Source organism: Rhizobacter sp. P2_G4, assembly GCF_056403575.1.
Map to the genome: position 1 here is coordinate 249,501 of NZ_JBFUFG010000002.1, position 15,951 is coordinate 265,451.

14 protein-coding genes are annotated in these 15,951 nt (G+C 65.3%); 10 read left to right on the plus strand and 4 right to left on the minus strand.

The window, feature by feature from the left end; genetic code table 11:
• Positions 1-10 precede the first annotated feature (10 nt).
• Complete coding sequence (locus AC1DYS_RS07690; protein ID WP_477897710.1) at positions 11-2,125, minus strand: ATP-dependent helicase; 2,115 nt, start codon at positions 2,123-2,125, stop codon at positions 11-13.
• Positions 2,126-2,181: 56 nt separating this feature from the next.
• On the opposite strand from AC1DYS_RS07690, the gene AC1DYS_RS07695 reads away from it, so the two are divergent.
• Complete coding sequence (locus tag AC1DYS_RS07695; RefSeq protein ID WP_477897712.1) at positions 2,182-3,147, plus strand: DUF72 domain-containing protein; 966 nt, start codon at positions 2,182-2,184, stop codon at positions 3,145-3,147.
• A 120-nt stretch (positions 3,148-3,267) separates the two neighbouring features.
• The gene (locus AC1DYS_RS07700; protein WP_477897714.1) at positions 3,268-4,488 is read left to right on the plus strand and encodes a hypothetical protein; all 1,221 of its coding nucleotides are present in this window, start codon (positions 3,268-3,270) and stop codon (positions 4,486-4,488) included.
• Positions 4,489-4,607: 119 nt separating this feature from the next.
• On the opposite strand, the gene AC1DYS_RS07705 is transcribed toward AC1DYS_RS07700, so the two are convergent.
• Positions 4,608-5,855, minus strand: coding sequence for an MFS transporter (locus tag AC1DYS_RS07705; protein ID WP_477897716.1), 1,248 nt, complete (start codon positions 5,853-5,855; stop codon positions 4,608-4,610).
• A gap of 236 nt (positions 5,856-6,091) precedes the next feature.
• Here AC1DYS_RS07705 and AC1DYS_RS07710 point away from each other — a divergent pair, with 236 nt between their 5' ends.
• The 6 genes from AC1DYS_RS07710 to AC1DYS_RS07735 all read left to right on the plus strand — a co-directional run bounded on the left by AC1DYS_RS07710 (position 6,092) and on the right by AC1DYS_RS07735 (position 13,399).
• On the plus strand, positions 6,092-6,841 hold the full coding sequence (locus AC1DYS_RS07710; protein WP_477897718.1) for an SDR family NAD(P)-dependent oxidoreductase: 750 nt from the start codon (positions 6,092-6,094) through the stop codon (positions 6,839-6,841).
• An 11-nt stretch (positions 6,842-6,852) separates the two neighbouring features.
• Positions 6,853-8,517: an alpha,alpha-trehalase TreF gene (gene treF / locus AC1DYS_RS07715; RefSeq protein ID WP_477897719.1), complete on the plus strand. Its 1,665-nt coding sequence runs from the start codon at positions 6,853-6,855 to the stop codon at positions 8,515-8,517.
• Between the two features lie 123 nt (positions 8,518-8,640).
• Positions 8,641-9,510: an NmrA/HSCARG family protein gene (locus AC1DYS_RS07720; protein WP_477897721.1), complete on the plus strand. Its 870-nt coding sequence runs from the start codon at positions 8,641-8,643 to the stop codon at positions 9,508-9,510.
• A gap of 300 nt (positions 9,511-9,810) precedes the next feature.
• Complete coding sequence (locus AC1DYS_RS07725; protein ID WP_477897723.1) at positions 9,811-11,337, plus strand: aldehyde dehydrogenase family protein; 1,527 nt, start codon at positions 9,811-9,813, stop codon at positions 11,335-11,337.
• Positions 11,334-12,053: a cupin domain-containing protein gene (locus AC1DYS_RS07730; RefSeq protein WP_477897725.1), complete on the plus strand. Its 720-nt coding sequence runs from the start codon at positions 11,334-11,336 to the stop codon at positions 12,051-12,053. The genes AC1DYS_RS07725 and AC1DYS_RS07730 overlap by 4 nt, the downstream gene beginning before the upstream one ends.
• A gap of 20 nt (positions 12,054-12,073) precedes the next feature.
• Positions 12,074-13,399 carry an NAD(P)/FAD-dependent oxidoreductase gene (locus AC1DYS_RS07735; RefSeq protein ID WP_477897727.1) on the plus strand — a complete coding sequence of 442 codons (1,326 nt, stop codon included), beginning with the start codon at positions 12,074-12,076 and terminating at the stop codon, positions 13,397-13,399.
• A 48-nt stretch (positions 13,400-13,447) separates the two neighbouring features.
• Here AC1DYS_RS07735 and AC1DYS_RS07740 read toward each other — a convergent pair whose 3' ends face one another.
• Positions 13,448-14,350 carry a LysR family transcriptional regulator gene (locus tag AC1DYS_RS07740; RefSeq protein ID WP_477897729.1) on the minus strand — a complete coding sequence of 301 codons (903 nt, stop codon included), beginning with the start codon at positions 14,348-14,350 and terminating at the stop codon, positions 13,448-13,450.
• Between the two features lie 107 nt (positions 14,351-14,457).
• On the opposite strand from AC1DYS_RS07740, the gene gstA reads away from it, so the two are divergent.
• Together gstA and AC1DYS_RS07750 are read left to right on the plus strand one after the other, a co-directional pair.
• Complete coding sequence (gstA, locus tag AC1DYS_RS07745; protein WP_477897731.1) at positions 14,458-15,084, plus strand: glutathione transferase GstA; 627 nt, start codon at positions 14,458-14,460, stop codon at positions 15,082-15,084.
• Between the two features lie 83 nt (positions 15,085-15,167).
• The gene (locus tag AC1DYS_RS07750; protein ID WP_477897733.1) at positions 15,168-15,497 is read left to right on the plus strand and encodes a DMT family transporter; all 330 of its coding nucleotides are present in this window, start codon (positions 15,168-15,170) and stop codon (positions 15,495-15,497) included.
• A gap of 56 nt (positions 15,498-15,553) precedes the next feature.
• On the opposite strand, the gene AC1DYS_RS07755 is transcribed toward AC1DYS_RS07750, so the two are convergent.
• Positions 15,554-15,865 carry a hypothetical protein gene (locus tag AC1DYS_RS07755; protein WP_477897735.1) on the minus strand — a complete coding sequence of 104 codons (312 nt, stop codon included), beginning with the start codon at positions 15,863-15,865 and terminating at the stop codon, positions 15,554-15,556.
• Positions 15,866-15,951 lie beyond the last annotated feature (86 nt).

Here is a 15,951-nt window from a genome sequence, read left to right on the forward strand (position 1 = left end):
AGCCCGGTCCTCAGTCCCACATCGCTCGCAACTTGATGCCGATGTCGACCACAGGTGCTGGCGGTTGGGCTTCGATGCGATCCGGCACCGCCACCGGATTGATCCGTTCGAACAGACGCGCCACCTTTCCGGGGATGAATCGCGTCAGCGTTGCGTTGATGTAGCTGTCGCCACCACGCCGCTGCTGGCGGACGTAGAACCGCTGGGGCGTTATCAACGCGAGGTGGTGCTTCGCGCGGGTCATGGCGACATACAGCAGCCGACGTTCTTCTTCGATGTCTTCGTCGCGGCCGGTGGCCATGTCCGATGGCATGCAGCCATCCACCGTATTGAGCACATAGACCGCATTCCATTCCTGCCCCTTGGCGGAATGGATGGTGGACAGGATCAGGTAGTCCTCGTCGAGATGCGGCGCTCCCGATTCATCGCTGCTGGCCTGCGGCGGATCGAGCGTCAGCTCGGTGAGAAACCGCTCCCTGCTCGAAAAGCCCTGAGCGATGCGAGCGATCTGCTCGAGATCGGCCAGCCGCACCTCGGCATCGTCATGCAGCCGCTCGAGGTGCGGCTGGTACCACTCGATGGCCCGCTCCAGATCGGCGGGCCATTCACTCTCGTTCGACAAGGCCACGATCAATTCGGACAGCTGCGTCCAATCGGCCGATGCCGCCTTGGGTGGCGTAAACGCCTGGATCACCGTGAGCGGGTCTGCCTGCTGTTCCATCTCATCGAGCAGCCTGCCTGCCGTGACGGGCCCGAACCCCGGCAGCAACTGCGACACCCTGAAGCCTGCCAGCCGAGCCCGCGGGTTCTGCGCCCAACGAAGAATGCTGAGCACGTCTTTGACATGCGTCGACTCCAGGAACTTGAGCCCACCGAACTTGCGGAACGGGATGTTGCGGCGGGTCAGCTCGAGCTCGAGCGGCGCGCTGTGGCTCGAGGTCCTGAAGAGCACCGCTTGCTTGATCAGGCGGATGCCTTCTTCACGGCGCAGCAGCACCTGATCGGCCACCCAGCGCGCTTGCGCCCCTTCATCTGGCACGGCCGTGATGCGCGGCAGTTCGCTCGAGGGTTGATCAGACCAGAGATCCTTGGCATGGCGCTTCTTGGCCAGGCCGATCACGGCGTTCGACGCCTCCAGGATCGGTTGCGTGGAGCGGTAGTTCTGCTCCAGCGCCACGATGCGCGCAGGTGGGTTGAACTGGTTCGGGAAGTCGAGGATGTTGTGCACGTCCGCGGCGCGGAAAGAGTAGATGGCCTGGGCATCGTCGCCCACCACCGTGAGGTTCTCGCCCTGCGGCTTCAAGCCCAGCACGATCGCGCCCTGCAGGCGATTGGTGTCCTGGTACTCGTCGATCAGCACGTGGTCGAAGCGGCCGCGAATGTCGGCCGCCACGCCGGGGTCACCCATCATGTGGCTCCAGTACAGCAGCAGGTCGTCGTAGTCGAGCACCTGCTGCTGGTGCTTGGCATCGGCGTACGCCTTGAACAGCTGCTTGAGCGCGTCGTGCGACTCGAAGCACCAGGGGTAGTGGGTCTGCAGCACCTGGTCCAGGCGCGACTGGCTGTTGACCACGCGCGAGTAGATCGCCAGGCAACTGCCCTTCTGCGGGAAGCGCTCCACCGTCTCGGCCAGGCCGCGCTCCTGGCGAACCAGGCCCATCAGGTCCTCAGCGTCGGAGCGGTCCAGGATGGTGAAGTTGGGCGCGAGGCCGATGCGCTCTGCGTAGTCGCGAAGAAGCCGCGCGCCCACGCTGTGGAAGGTGCCGCTCCACGGGAAGTGCGGTGGCGCTTGCGTCGACCCGTACCCGAGCAGCCGGTGAAGAAGCCGGCCGACCCGCTGCTCCATCTCCCCGGCCGCGCGGCGCGCGAAGGTGAGGAGCAGGATGCGCTGCGGGTCTGCGCCGGTTTGCACCAGCCGCGCCACCCGGCTCGCCAGCGTCTTCGTCTTGCCGGTGCCTGCACCTGCGATGACGAGCAAGGGCCCGCGCTCTTCGTCTGATGCCAGCCCGTGCTCGACCGCCTCGCGCTGGCGATCGTTGAGCTCTGCAAAGACGTCGCGCGCCTTGCTCACCGCCTCAGGGAATTGGGGCGGCTTGCTGGATGGAGATTCGGAAGGGTCGCCCATGGAACTGCCTGCGGGCGGATCATATACTGTATGAATTCACAGTTAACGAGGCAGGCATGAGCATCTGGATCGGCACGGCTTCTTGGTCTCACCCAGCGCTGATCGACTGCGGTCGCTTCTATCCCTCGGCGGACATGAGCGCCGAGGCACGGCTGCGTTACTACGCGTCTCAGTTCCCGCTGGTCGAGGTCGACTCGAGCTTCTATGCGCTGCCTGCGCCCGCGATGACGCGCCGCTGGGCCGAGCGTACGCCCGAAGGCTTCGTGATGAACGCCAAGGCGTTCCGGCTCTTCACCGGGCACCAGACCTCGCCCGAAGCGCTGCCGGCGGACATTCGCGAAGCGCTTCCCACCACGCTGCGCGACAGCTCGATCCTGTATTACCGCGATGTACCGCCCGAGCTGCGCGACGAGCTGTGGGACCGCTTCATCGACGGCCTGGCGCCGCTGCGTTCGGCCGGTCGCCTGGGGCTCGTCCACTTTCAGTTCGCGCCCTGGGTCGTGCGCAACCGCGCTGGCCACGCTCACGTCGAGCATTGCGTGGAGCGGATGCTGAATCAGACGGTGAGCGTGGAGTTCCGCAACTTCAGCTGGTTCGACGGCGTCAATGCGTTCGAGACGATCGAGTTCGAGCGGCGCCTGGGTGTCGTGCACACCATCGTTGATGAGCCCCAGGGCTTTGCCAACACCGTGCCGCCGGTGTGGCAGGTCACACATGACGAGTACGCCCTGGTGCGCATGCACGGGCGCAATGCCGACACCTGGAACAACAAGAGCCGCACCTCGTCGGGCCGCTTCAACTACGAATACGACAGCGCCGAGCTCGAGGGGCTGGCTTGGCAGATCAAGGAGATCGACAGGCCAACGCTCCGGCTGCAGGTTGTCATGAACAACAACGCCGAGGACTACGCGCAGGCCAATGGCAGGCGGCTCGGTGAAGTTCTGCACACGGCGGGTGCCCAGGTCGTGGCTGCATCGAGTACCCAGCTGACAGCCGGAGAGAGTCTGCTGGACTTGTGCTGAAACAAGGCTCGGACTCCCTGTCAGTCGGCGGCTGCAACCATTGAAACCAAGGCTTGCGCAGCTGCCATTCGATTGAAACCTCGACGCTGGAAAGTTCGGTCCTTCACAACAAGGACCCGAATGAACTTCCTCGTCTGGGCCTGCGGGCTGATCGGTGCGTTGCTGCTGTTGTGCCTGGGCAGCAACGTGGTTGCCAAGCCTCGCAGCAACGAAACGCTTTCCCACGGCCCGTTTGAGATCACAGCCGCAGGCCGCCGCATTTCATCGGGCGGCTTCGGCACCGGCGGCGGCCTGTTCTCCACCATGGAAGTCACGTCCTTCAGCGTGCGATGGCAGGGTAAGGAGGTGGTGATCGGCGGGCATTCCCACTTCTGGCGTGTGCTGCGTCTGCCCGACGCCACGCGCCCGGCGCTGCTGCTCGTCACCAGCCACTTTCGGCTGATCTACGAAGACGAGGGCCAGCTGGTGGTGAAGGACTTCGGCCAAACCTCAGGTGGCATGGCGTACGCGCAGTGGCTGGACGAGCAACAAGGCCAGCCCGGCGAGAGCACGATGTACGGTGTGCAGAAAGTGTCGATGGCAACGGGCACAACGCTGCAAGGAGGCCGGTGGTTGCGGCTGAGCGACCGCACGGTGATCGATGTGCACACGCTCGCCACCTACACGTTCAAACCCTGGGTCGAGCGTGACCAGCCGCTGGGGGGCGCCAATGCGGGCACCAATGCGACGGCCTTGGTTTTCTCCCCCGGGCATACGCAGTTCGTGGCCAGCGGCAGTCTGAATCCCTTGCCTGGACAGAACAAAAGCGCACCCGCGCTGGTGGTGATCGACGTGCCGAGCGGCAATGCGTATGGGCTGGCCATCGACGCCCATGGCATGCGCTATCGCGACTCGCGTGACGTCACTCCGGCCTGGCTCGAGCACTACTTTCAATGGCAGCGCGACGCACAAGGTCACGAGCGCCTGGTGCAGCGCCCGAACGTGAAACCGGCGCCCTGGCAGGGGAGCATCGTCGACTTCGGCGACCGCATCGAATACAGGGTGGCACCGGTTGCTTCTGGCATGGAGCAGGTGTTCAAGCGCTTTCTCATCGAGCGCATGGGGGCGCAAGTCGCCAAGGAGGGGGCTTACAGCTCGAAGCCCGACGATCGCACCTTCACGCTGCCCGGCTGCGACCACGTGGTTGCCGTCGGTGCGCACGACGACCACGTCGGCCTGTTCGCGCCGCCGCCCAAGGAGCCGCCGTGGGTACGCTGCCAGGACAGCATCCGGCAGATCGCAACCGCCTTCGACGCCGAGCTCGCCACAGGCCGCCTCGATGACCTCTTTGTCTCACGGTAGGTGGATTCACCAGCGCAGGAACACGTCGAGCCGCGATCGGCAAGCGGATCTCGGATCGCGTTGGCCATGCGAGTCACACGAACAGGTTGATGTCGAAGATCGATTGGGCCTGTGGGCCGTCAAGCCGCCACAGATTCTTTGCCCTGCTCGTGTGTGCTGCGGTAGGCCCAAAACCGCGGCAAGGCGAAACCCGTCAGGACGACGCACACAAGGCAGATCACGCCACCAACCCACACCGAGGCTGACACCCCCCAGGCGTCCGCCATGAAACCGGCCCGCGCATTGCCGATGAGCGGGCCGGTGAGGTAGCTGATCATCTCGATGCCGGCCAAGCGCCCGCGCAAGGTGTTGGGGATGGTCTGGTTCCAGATCGTGCCGCGGAATACGCCGCTCACCATGTCGGCGGCACCGGCCACGGCCAGGCACAGAAGACCGAGTGCCAGGCTCGGCGCGAAGCCAAGCGCCACGATGCCGACCGCCCACACAGCCGCGGCGATGACGACCGCCCGGCCATGGCGCGTGACCTTGCCGGTCCAGCCGCTGAAGACACCGATGGCGAGCGCCCCGACCGACATCGCCGACAAGAGCCAGCCCACCGATTCGGTGCGTCCGTCTGCTGCGGCCATGGCCGGGAAGAGCGCGACGGGAAAGGCGAAGGCCATCGCGACGATGTCCACCACGTAGGTGCCCATGAGCTCGGGGCGTGCCCACGCGAAGCGCAGGCCTTCGGCCAGATCCGCCAGCAGATGAGGGCGTTCGCCGGGCGCGTCGGTTGGCTCCATGGCCACGGCGGGAATGCGGTAGATGAAGAACAGCGCCGCCAGGAAGGTGCAGAAGTCGAACAGGTAGGCGCCGACTGCACCCCAACGTGCCAACAGCAAGCCAGCCAGCGCCGGGCCGGCCACCATGCCCACGGTGCCTCGCACCGACGAGAGCGCAGCAACCGCGGCGAACTCCTCCGGGCGGGCAAGCTTTTGCGTCAGCGCCTCCAACGCCGGGCGGTGGAAGCCGCTGGCGCCCTGCAGCACAGCCACCAGCGCGTAGATGGCGAGCACGCTGGGCGCGGCGACCAGCGCGTTGGCCAGCAGGCCCGCCAGGCACATCGCCATCAACGCTTCGGACCCGATCAGCAGTCGCTTTCGGTCCACGCGGTCGGCGACTGCGCCACCGAGCAGCCCGCAGATGACCACCGGCAACAGTTGCACGAGGCCCAGCAGGCCGACCTGGGCGTTGGAGTGCGTCAGCTGGTAGAGCTGCCACGGCACGGCGACGTAGCTGACCATGGTGCCGAGGCCCGAGATGAACTGGCTCGCAAAAAGGCGGCGGAAGGCCGTGTTGTGGCGCAGCGGACCGATGTCGAGAAACATTCAGACAAGCCTTGGTGTCAAGGCGAGGGAAGGGTGGCACCCATCTTCTCGCCGCTCATTCGGTTGGATGCGGGACTCTAAAGGAACCGTCGAGGAACAGGCTTCTTCGCATGTACGAATTCGATGTCGCGCGGCAGCGGCTTCGTCTGACAGGCGACCGCCGAACGAAAACGCAGGGTGCGGACTCCGTATGACAACGGGTCTTTGCAGGAGGCGGCATGAGATTGCAAAACCGGGTGGCCTTCGTCACGGGCGCTACGCAGGGGATAGGCCAGGCGATCGCGCTCAGGCTGGCACAAGAAGGCGCTGATGTCGCAATCAATGCGCGGCACGACGATGAGCGCGCGGCGGCCACTCGCGAACGCGTTCGCTCGATCGGCCGCCGCTGCATCACGGTGGTTTGCGATGTCTCGCGGCCAACGGCGATGCGAGAGGCGTTCGAGCGAGCGGTCGAAGAACTGGGCCCGGTCGACATCCTGGTCAACAATGCCGGCGTCGAGAAGCATGCTTCTGTTTTCGATGTCACGGAGGCCGACTACGACCTCGTGCTGGCGGTCAACCTCAAGGGCCCTTTCTTTCTGAGCCAGGCCTACGCGGCGATGTGCCGGCGCATGCAGCGCGGAGGGCGGATCATCAACATCAGCTCCGTGCACGAGGAGCTTCCTTTTCCCAACTTCACGCCGTATTGTCTGAGCAAGGGTGGTTTGAAGATGATGACGCGCAATCTCGCCATCGAGTTGGCGCCGATGGGCATCACCGTCAACAACATCGCACCGGGCGCCATCGATACGCCGATCAATGCGCAGCTCACTCGCGATCCGACATTGCTCGCGCCGTTACTCGCCAATATCCCGTTGAACCGGCTCGGCGCGCCGGACGACGTGGCCGGTGCCGCGGCCTTTCTCGCCTCTGACGACGCTGCCTATGTCACCGGCACCACCATGGTCGTGGACGGCGGCCTGCTGTGGAACTACGCAGAGCAGTGAACAATGCGCCGATGCATCACGGCACCGCAGCGGCACGTTCGGCACAACAACGCCACGACTGCGCCGCGTGCACACCCGCCCCGGATGAACTGACGCCCGCCGATCGGTATCAGGAGCTGTTCGTCGCGGTGCAGCAGGGGCGTGTCTTCAATGACAGCAAGACCTTTGTCGACTGTGCCCCTCGGGGCAGGCCGGTCGACATATTGGCGGCCTATCGCGCCGAGTCGGCGGCGGCCGGTTTCGACCTCTCACGCTTCGTGCATGCCCATTTCCATTGTTTGCGGCCAGCGCCCAGCGAGTACGTGTCCGTTCCCGGGCAGCCGCTGCGTGAGCACATCGCGTCCCTCTGGCCCGTGCTGACGCGGCATCCTGACGCGCATCCACCGGCTTCGTCATTGCTTCAGCTTCCGCATCCGTATGTGGTGCCAGGCGGCCGCTTCGGCGAGCTGTACTACTGGGATTCGTACTTCACCATGTTGGGCTTGGCCGCTGATGGCCACAAGCAGGTGCTGGCCGACATGGTCGAAAACTTTGCCTACCTCATCGATACCTACGGCCATGTGCCCAACGGCACGCGCACCTACTACCTCGGGCGCTCGCAGCCGCCGGTGTTCGCCCTCATGGTCGAGCTGGCGCAGGAGCAGGGCGCCTGCGAGGCCGTCGATTTTTTGCCGCAACTGCGGCAGGAGCACGCCTGGTGGATGCGGGGTGCCGAGGGCTTGCCGATCGGTCAGGCCCGCCATCGCGTGGTGCGGCTTGCAGATGGCGGCTTGCTCAATCGCTATTGGGACGATCGCGACACGCCGCGCGAAGAGTCCTGGCTGGAAGATGTGACGACGGCGCGCCACGCGGAGCGAGAGCCGGCCGAGGTCTATCGCGATCTGCGTGCGGCCTGTGAGTCCGGCTGGGATTTCTCTACTCGCTGGCTGCGCGAACCGCTCACTGGAGTGACCGGGCACTCGGGCATGACAGCCGTCTCGCTCGCGAGCATCTGCACCACCGACATCCTGCCGGTGGACCTCAATGCGCTGCTGTACCGGTTGGAGCTGCAGATATCCGCACTCTCCGAGAAGGCCGGCGATGCGGCGACGGCCCATATCTTTCGAGCGCACGCAACCCGTCGCTGCGTTGCAGTCCAGGCCCTCATGTGGAATGAAGAGGCCGGCGCCTTCTTCGATTACGACTGGAGGCGTGGTGTTCGGCGCACCTCTCTGACAGCGGCATGCGTGGTACCCCTCTTCGTCGACCTGGCAGACGACCGTCAGGCCACGGCGTTAGCGCGCACGCTGGAGCAGCGGCTTCTCGCGCCCGGCGGACTCGCCACGACGGAGTGCTGCAGTGACCAGCAATGGGACCGTCCCAACGGCTGGGCGCCGCTGCAGTGGATGGCTGCGATGGGTTTGTGCCGCCACGGTCAGACCCGGCTCGCCGACACCATTGCGCATCGCTGGCTCGCCACGGTCGCGGCGCTGTACGAGCGCGAGGGGAGGCTGGTCGAGAAATATGCGTTGCGAACCGTCGAGCACGATTCGACACAGGGAGGCGGCGGCGGCGAATATCCGCTGCAGGACGGCTTCGGCTGGACCAACGGGGTGACGGCCGCGATGCTGGCGCTTCACGAGACGCACACGGCCCATGGTTCTCGGGCACACACCGAGAGCAGCTCGCACCGGTAGAGGTCTCCTTGTCGATTTGACGATGTGTTCCATCCATGGGACGGCGCGTCTATGTTTGGCGTCTAGCGGACAAGAGGTGGAACACACAAGATGGAGGCTCCTTCAACGAAACGGAGCAATTCCATGACCATCCTCATCACTGGCGCGACCGGCAACGTGGGCCGCCAAGTTGTCCAGCAGCTCGTCAACCGTGGCGCCAATGTGCGCGCCCTCGTCCGCGATCCGGCAAAGGCAAACCTCCCTGCGGGAGTCGACGTCGTGCAGGGCGACCTGCTCGATGTCGACGCCCTGCGCCGAGCCTTTGACGGTGTCTCCACGCTGTTCCTGCTCAATGCCGTGGTGCCCGATGAGTTCACGCAGGCCCTGATCACGCTCAACGTGGCACGCGAGGTGGGTGTCGAGCGAGTCGTCTACCTGTCGGTGATCCACAGCGACCGCTACCTGAACGTGCCCCACTTCGCAGGCAAGTTCGGCGTCGAGCGGATGCTGGAACAGATGGGCTTCGGCGCCACCATCCTGCGGCCGGCGTACTTCATGGACAACGACCACACCATCAAGGACGTGGTGAAGGGCTACGGCGTGTACCCCATGCCCATCGGAGCCAAGGGCCTCGCGATGATCGATGCACGTGACATCGGCGAGATCGCGGCCATCGAACTGCTCCGCCGTGAGCGCGCATCCGGGCCGCTGCCGCTGGAGCGGATCAACCTGGTCGGCCCCGATACGCTGACCGGCGACGCCGTCGCATCCATCTGGTCGTCGGTTCTGGGTCGCTCGATCGCCTACGGCGGTGACGATGCCAGCGGTTTCGAGAAGAACCTGCGGAACTTCATGCCGGCGTGGATGGCGTACGACATGCGCTTGATGAGCGAACGCTTCGTGACGGACGGCATGGTCCCCGAAGCAGGCGACGTGGAGCGCCTGACGAAGCTCCTGGGCCGCCCGCTGCGCTCGTACCGCGACTTCGCTGCCGGGATCGCGGCTTCGGCCTGAGCTCCGGCGCTCAGGAGCCAGGCGGGCCTGTGGAGGAGCAGGCCCTGCTTGGCAGCGACAAGGCTACAAGAGCGCACTCTGACGTTCACACGACGGCATGATCTGCTGTAGCGGCTTGCACAACCGCAGCCTCCTTTGCGCAAGGCCCTCATTGCAGCACCGGAGCGAGGGGCATGCGACCTAAACTTTTCGACATCAAAAGGCCCGACTTCGCAGCCCATCCGATTCCCATCATCCGTGGCCACGCATTCATGGATGGCAATGAGCAACCTTGACGCCGTATCCCAAAGGACGCACTCAGTGAACTCCTCCAYCATCGAGCACCTCAGGAGCGCTGGCCGCCTGGATCGCCTGTTCATCGACGGCGAATGGGTGGTGCCCCAGGGGCATGCTCGTGCCGCCGTCGTCGACCCCTCGACAGAAGAGCAGATCGCGGAGATCGCGCTGGGAACCGCAAGCGACGTTGCCGCCGCGGTGGCTGCTGCGCGACGTGCGTTCAAGACGTGGTCCGTGAGTTCGGCGCAGAGCAGGGCCTTGCTTCTCGATCGTGTCCATGCCTTGATCCTTGAGCGGGCTGAACTGTTCGCCCAGGCGATCTCACTGGAAATGGGCGCCGCCATCAGCATGGCGCGTAGTACACAGGTGCCGTTGGCGGCGGAGCACATTCGCGTGGCGCGTGACCACGCTGGCAGCTACCCGTTCGTCACCTATCGAGGGGACATGGCCATCATGCGCGAGGCCATCGGCGTGTGCGGCCTGATCACGCCGTGGAACTGGCCGCTCTACCAGATCACGGCCAAGGTCGGCCCGGCCTTGGCCGCGGGATGCACCGTCGTCCTCAAGCCCAGCGAGCTGTCGCCGTTGAGCGCCTTGCTGTTCGCCGAGGTGGTGCAGGACGCCGGCGTCCCTGCGGGAGTTTTCAACCTGGTGAACGGCAAGGGGCAGGAGGTCGGCGCCGCGCTGTCGGCACATCCGGACGTGGACATGATCTCTATCACCGGCTCGACGAGGGCTGGCGTGCTGGTGGCTCAGGCGGCCGCGCCGACGGTCAAGCGCGTGGCCCAGGAACTCGGTGGCAAATCGCCCAACGTGATCCTGCCGGACGCGGACCTGGCGCGTGCGGTTCCCGCAGGAGTGGCCGCTGCCTTTCGCAACGTTGGCCAGTCGTGCAGTGCTCCGACTCGGATGATCGTGCCCCGCGCACGCCTCGAAGAAGTCGAACGGCTCGCGCTCGACGCGGTGTCCAGCATCGTCGTGGGGGACCCGAGTTCGCAGCACACCACGCATGGCCCCGTCGCCAACCGCGCTCAGTTCAATCGGGTACAGGAAATGATCGGTATCGGAATAGCCGAAGGTGCGCGGCTCCTCTGTGGCGGCCTCGGCCGGCCGGAGGGCCTCAAGCGCGGTTTCTACGTTCGCCCGACCATCTTCTCTGCGGTGCATACGCAGATGAAGATCGCGCAGGAGGAGATCTTCGGGCCAGTGCTCGCGGTGATTCCCTACGACACCGTGGACGAGGCCGTGGAGATTGCCAACGACACGGTCTATGGGCTCGGCGCGCACGTCCAAGGCCAGGATCTCGGCGCGGCGCGCGCGGTCGCCGCGCGCATCCGGTCCGGGCAGGTGCACATCAACCATCCGGCCTGGAACCCCGAGGCCCCGTTTGGCGGATACAAGCGGTCGGGCAACGGCCGCGAGTACGGAAGAGAAGGCCTCGAGGAATATCTGGAAACCAAGGCCATCCTCGGCTTCCGGGATGGCGCAGCACCCAGCCTCGCCGAAGAGACATCGGTGAAATCAACGCGCGACGCGCAGGAGCAATCATGACCGTGGCCCTCGTGCTGCATCGCGCCGATGGCGCACCCCTTTCAACCTCTTTTCGCGAGGCCGCCTTCGGCAAGAACGACCCCTTTGCGAAACATCGCGAGATCGCGTGGGAAGGGCCAGGTTCCATGGCCGCGGGGCGGATCAGCTTCATCGGTGAGCTTGAGGTCGCGAGCTTCCCTCACATCGAAACCATCGTCGTGGTCGAGGGAGAACTCACCCTGACCGCAGCCGGAGCGGCTCCGCTTGTGCTCGGCCCGGATGCGGGTGCGGTGATCGGATGCGGCACGGCGCTTCGCATCCAGGCTGCATCGCAGGCGCGAATCGTGTTTTGCGCGGCCGCCTGCGACAAACCGACGAAGCGCGGGATCTTCCCGCTGCGCGCCGACGCCGACTTCAAGCCGTCCAACTCGCTGCCGGCGGAGATCCTCCTCGGTCCGGTGCCGCAATGCCGCAGCGACAACGTGTTCACCGACGACGCCGCGCACTATCTCGCGGGTGCCTGGGATTCGACTCCGTACCACCGGATCGTTCGTCCGCATCGACTCAACGAATTCATGCATCTGCTGGCCGGCAGCGTGCGATTCGCAGCGCCCGACGGCAGCGTGCTGTCCGTCGGCACCGGTGATGCGCTCTTCGTGCCGCAGGGCGCGCCGATCGGATGGGAAAGCAGTGAGCGTGTCGCGAAGTTCTACGTGTGCCAGAACGTCCCCGCGTGAACGCGCGAGCGAGATTCATCATGTCCCCTCCGCTGCAGCACATCCAGACTTCGCCCACACCGCCGGCATCCGCTGACGTCGTCGTGATCGGCGGCGGCATCATCGGTGTCTTCACCGCCTACTACTTGGCCCAGCGCGGCGTGTCGGTCGCCTTGGTCGAAAAGGGACTGATCGGCGCCGAGCAGTCGAGCCGCAACTGGGGCTGGTGCCGCCAGCAGAACCGAGACGCCCGCGAACTGCCGATTGCAAGCAAAAGCCTCGATCTCTGGGAGCGCTTTGCCGCAGAGAGCGGTGAAGACGCGGGCTTTCACCGCTGTGGGCTGCTCTATCTCAGCAACGACGAGGCCGAGATTTCACGCTGGTCCAAATGGCACGACTTTGCCAAGACCGCCGGCGTGACGACCTACATGCTGAGCAGCCGTGAGGCCGCTGAGCGAGGGCGTGCGACCGGCCGCGCCTGGAAGGGGGGCGTGTTCTCGCCCACCGATGGCACTGCCGATCCCGCGAAGGCTGCGCCGGCCGTGGCCGCTGCGCTCATCAAGCTCGGCGGCAGCGTCCACCAGAATTGCGCTGCCCGCGGCATCGAGATGGAAGGCGGACGCGTCAGCGGCGTCATCACCGAAGCCGGCGTCATCAAGACCAAGACGGCGGTGCTCGCCGGGGGCGCCTGGGCTTCCTCGTTCTGCCGGCAGCTTGGCATCCGATTTCCACAGGCTTCGATCCGGCAATCCATTCTGAGCGTGTCCCCGGTGGAGCATCGCTTGCCGGATGCGGTGGTGAGCGGGAACGTGTCTGCCACGCGCCGCAACGACGGACGCTACGCACTGGCCATCAGCGGCCGCGCGCGCGTGGACGTGACGCCGCAGTTCATGCGATTCGCTCCGCAATTCGTGCCGATGTTCGCCAAGCGTTGGCGCAACCTTCGTCCGGGCGGCCTGGAAGGCATTCGTGGTGGCCACGAAACGCTAGCTCGGTGGCGGCTCGATGCGCCGACGCCCATGGAGCGGGTGCGTATCCTCGATCCGAAGCCCGATTTGCCCACGATCAGGGAGACCCACCGCCGCGCCGTCGAGCTGCTGCCCCAACTTCGCGACGCCAAGATCACGCACGCCTGGGCCGGCTACATCGACAGCACGCCAGACGGTGTGCCTGGCATTGGCGAGGTGCCGGGCATGGCCGGATTCATTCTGGCCGCGGGCTTTTCTGGACACGGTTTCGGCATCGGCCCCGGCGCAGGCCACCTCATTGCGGACCTTGCCACCGGCGCCGAACCGATCGTCGATCCGGCACCGTACCGGCCAGGGCGCTTCAGCGAATCGGCATGGGGCAAGGTCGCTGAGTTCTAGCGTTCTTCGTGTGCCCAGCGTTGATGTCTGAGCGGTTTCATCACCGGCTCACGCAGGCGAGGGCACCCCTTCGAGCAACGACCTGCGCTTCTCAAGCCATGTCGTGGCAAACGCGACAAAGGCTCGAACCCGGGCGACCCGCCGCAGGTCGGGGTGTGTCAGCAGCCAGAGCGCGGATGCCATCTCCTCCATCGGCGGATTCAGGCGCTTCAAGCGCGGGTCGGGGTCAGCCAGGCAACAAGGCAAGGCTGCCACGCCCAAGCCTTGGCGCGCTGCCATCGCGAGGCCCATCAGGGTGCTGGAACGGAAGGTGATGCGCTCGGGCGCGATCTCACGCGCGATCCAGCGGGCCGAGGCAAGGTGCGACAGGCTTTCGTCTGGCGCCACCCACGGGAGCTCGCGGATGTCCGTCCCGCGCTTGAGCAATTTCAGGTGCGCAGCCGTGCCGTAGAGACTCGTCGCAAGTGTGGACAGGCGGCGTCCGACCAGGTGCTCGGGCACCTCTGCCGAAGGTCTCAACGCGACGTCGGCGTCGCGCCGTGACAGCGTGAAGAACGTGTTGGATGCGGCCAGCTCGATGGTGATCTCTGGATGCTCGGCCTTGAACGCCGCCAGCATCGGGCCGAGGAAGTCCACCAGTGTGTCGGTCGTGGTCAAGCGCACCGCACCGAACGGCCGCATGTCGGCTCCGGCGAGTCGCGTGTGCAGTGCATCGATCTCGTCGATGAGGTGACGCGCAGTGGCCAGTGCGGCTTCGCCGGCCGGGGTCGTCGCATAGCCAGCGCGGGCTCGCTCGAAGAGTCTGGTGCCGAGCCGCTGCTCCAGTGAACCCAGGCGCCGAAAGGCAGACGAGTGGTCTAGGCCGATGCGCCGCGCTGCGGCCGACAAGGAGCCGCCCTCGGCGATGGCGCGGATCAGGTGCAGGTCGTCGATGCTGAGTTTTGCTTGCATTGCTTGCAAAGTCTACTTGCAAGATCGCCGTATTCACTTGCGCTGATCGCCAGGTCAACATTCGTCATCGCTCCTCTGACCCCGCTCACATCGCAAGGACCCACACCATGAAGCTGTACTTCGCCACAGGCACCTGTTCGCTGTCGCCGCGCATCGTCGCCGAGGAGGCGGGCATCACGCTCGACGCCGATCGCGTCAACATCGGCGTCAACCCACACCGTACGGCGGCGGGGGTCGACTTCTCGACCATTCACCCGAACGGTTATGTGCCCGCGCTGGCACTGGACGATGGGTCGCTGCTTACCGAAGGAGCCGCCATCGTTCAGTACTTGGCCGACCTGAATCCAGGGGTCGGCCTCATCGCGCCGGCTGGAACGATGGCGCGCTATCGGCAGCAGTCGTGGCTGAACTTCGTCGCAACGGAACTGCACAAGATGTACAGCCCGTGGTTGTTCCACCCGGAGTACGGTGATCAGGCGCAGGGCGTGGCACGGAGCAAGCTTGCCGAGCGGCTGGCCTACGTCGAGTCTGAACTCAGCAGAGGCGGCCCGTACCTGACGCCCGCTGGGTTCAGCGTCGCCGATGCCTACTTGTTCGCGATCGTCAGCTGGTCCGCATTCGCCCGGGTGGGTCTGGATGGCTTTCCGCGGCTGCGGGAATTCATGGCGCTGGTAGGTGCCCGGCCCGCGGTGCGCCGGGCCATGCGCGCCGAAGGCATGAAGGTAGCGGACTGAGCCCGCCATGGCATCGACCTGCTCCCTCGTCAGAAGCTTCCCCCGCTATTGGGGCATCTTGTGATCAGACCGGAGATCACGGCATGACGGCTTCCATGGCTTGGCTGGCTCTGGGCGTTGCTGGCCTGCTCGACGTGGCCTGGGCCATCTCGATGAAGCAGTCGCAGGGCTACACGAGGCTGGGTTGGACGCTCGTTTCGCTCGTCCTGCTGGCCCTGTTCGTGTTCCTCCTTGGCAGGGCGCTGCAAATGCTGCCCATGGGCGTGGCCTACGCTGTTTGGACCGGCATTGGCGCCGTCGGAACCGTGCTCGCAGGCTGGTTGCTTTTCAACGAAGCGTTGGGCGCCGCCTCGATCTTCGGTGTCGCGCTGGTACTGTCAGGAATCGTGGTCCTGAAGCTTGCGCACGGCTAGTCTCATCCGCCGAAAAACTGTATGCCTGCTACTCGACGTCTCCAGTCAAGGACGGATCACTCGCCTATAGCGGTCGACTGTCCGAGAGAGTGGCCGGCACCGAGCTGGTTGCGCACGGAAATCGCGTAAGCGCGGAGGGCATCCAGGCACGGAACGACTTCCAGCCGGATGCACCATTCCTTGAATTGCGGCGGACTCAGTTGCAGAGGTCGGCTTTCCAAGCCCGCCGCAGCGGCGGCCGCGTTCGCCCGGGATATCAGTTCGGTCCAGCGTTCCCAGGTCTTTGGAAACACGCCGTCGGCACCGCAATACGCTGCGAGCAGTTCGAACTCTGAGTGACTGAGCGTCAGGCCTGCCAGATCTTTCATGTCTAACTCCTGAATCACATGGTTCGGCCCGAATCATCACCGACAAACCGCCCGCCCGCCAGACTTCTTGGCGTAGTCTTAGGCGA

What these genes read in the sequence shown, in the direction of transcription:
- AC1DYS_RS07690 (WP_477897710.1), bottom strand. Translation starts at nt 2,125, where the DNA reads ATGGGCGACCCTTCCGAATCTCCATCCAGCAAGCCGCCCCAATTCCCT.
- AC1DYS_RS07695 (WP_477897712.1), top strand. Translation starts at nt 2,182, where the DNA reads ATGAGCATCTGGATCGGCACGGCTTCTTGGTCTCACCCAGCGCTGATC.
- AC1DYS_RS07700 (WP_477897714.1), top strand. Translation starts at nt 3,268, where the DNA reads ATGAACTTCCTCGTCTGGGCCTGCGGGCTGATCGGTGCGTTGCTGCTG.
- AC1DYS_RS07705 (WP_477897716.1), bottom strand. Translation starts at nt 5,855, where the DNA reads ATGTTTCTCGACATCGGTCCGCTGCGCCACAACACGGCCTTCCGCCGC.
- treF (WP_477897719.1), top strand. Translation starts at nt 6,853, where the DNA reads ATGCATCACGGCACCGCAGCGGCACGTTCGGCACAACAACGCCACGAC.
- AC1DYS_RS07720 (WP_477897721.1), top strand. Translation starts at nt 8,641, where the DNA reads ATGACCATCCTCATCACTGGCGCGACCGGCAACGTGGGCCGCCAAGTT.
- AC1DYS_RS07730 (WP_477897725.1), top strand. Translation starts at nt 11,334, where the DNA reads ATGACCGTGGCCCTCGTGCTGCATCGCGCCGATGGCGCACCCCTTTCA.
- AC1DYS_RS07735 (WP_477897727.1), top strand. Translation starts at nt 12,074, where the DNA reads ATGTCCCCTCCGCTGCAGCACATCCAGACTTCGCCCACACCGCCGGCA.
- AC1DYS_RS07740 (WP_477897729.1), bottom strand. Translation starts at nt 14,350, where the DNA reads ATGCAAGCAAAACTCAGCATCGACGACCTGCACCTGATCCGCGCCATC.
- gstA (WP_477897731.1), top strand. Translation starts at nt 14,458, where the DNA reads ATGAAGCTGTACTTCGCCACAGGCACCTGTTCGCTGTCGCCGCGCATC.
- AC1DYS_RS07750 (WP_477897733.1), top strand. Translation starts at nt 15,168, where the DNA reads ATGACGGCTTCCATGGCTTGGCTGGCTCTGGGCGTTGCTGGCCTGCTC.
- AC1DYS_RS07755 (WP_477897735.1), bottom strand. Translation starts at nt 15,865, where the DNA reads ATGAAAGATCTGGCAGGCCTGACGCTCAGTCACTCAGAGTTCGAACTG.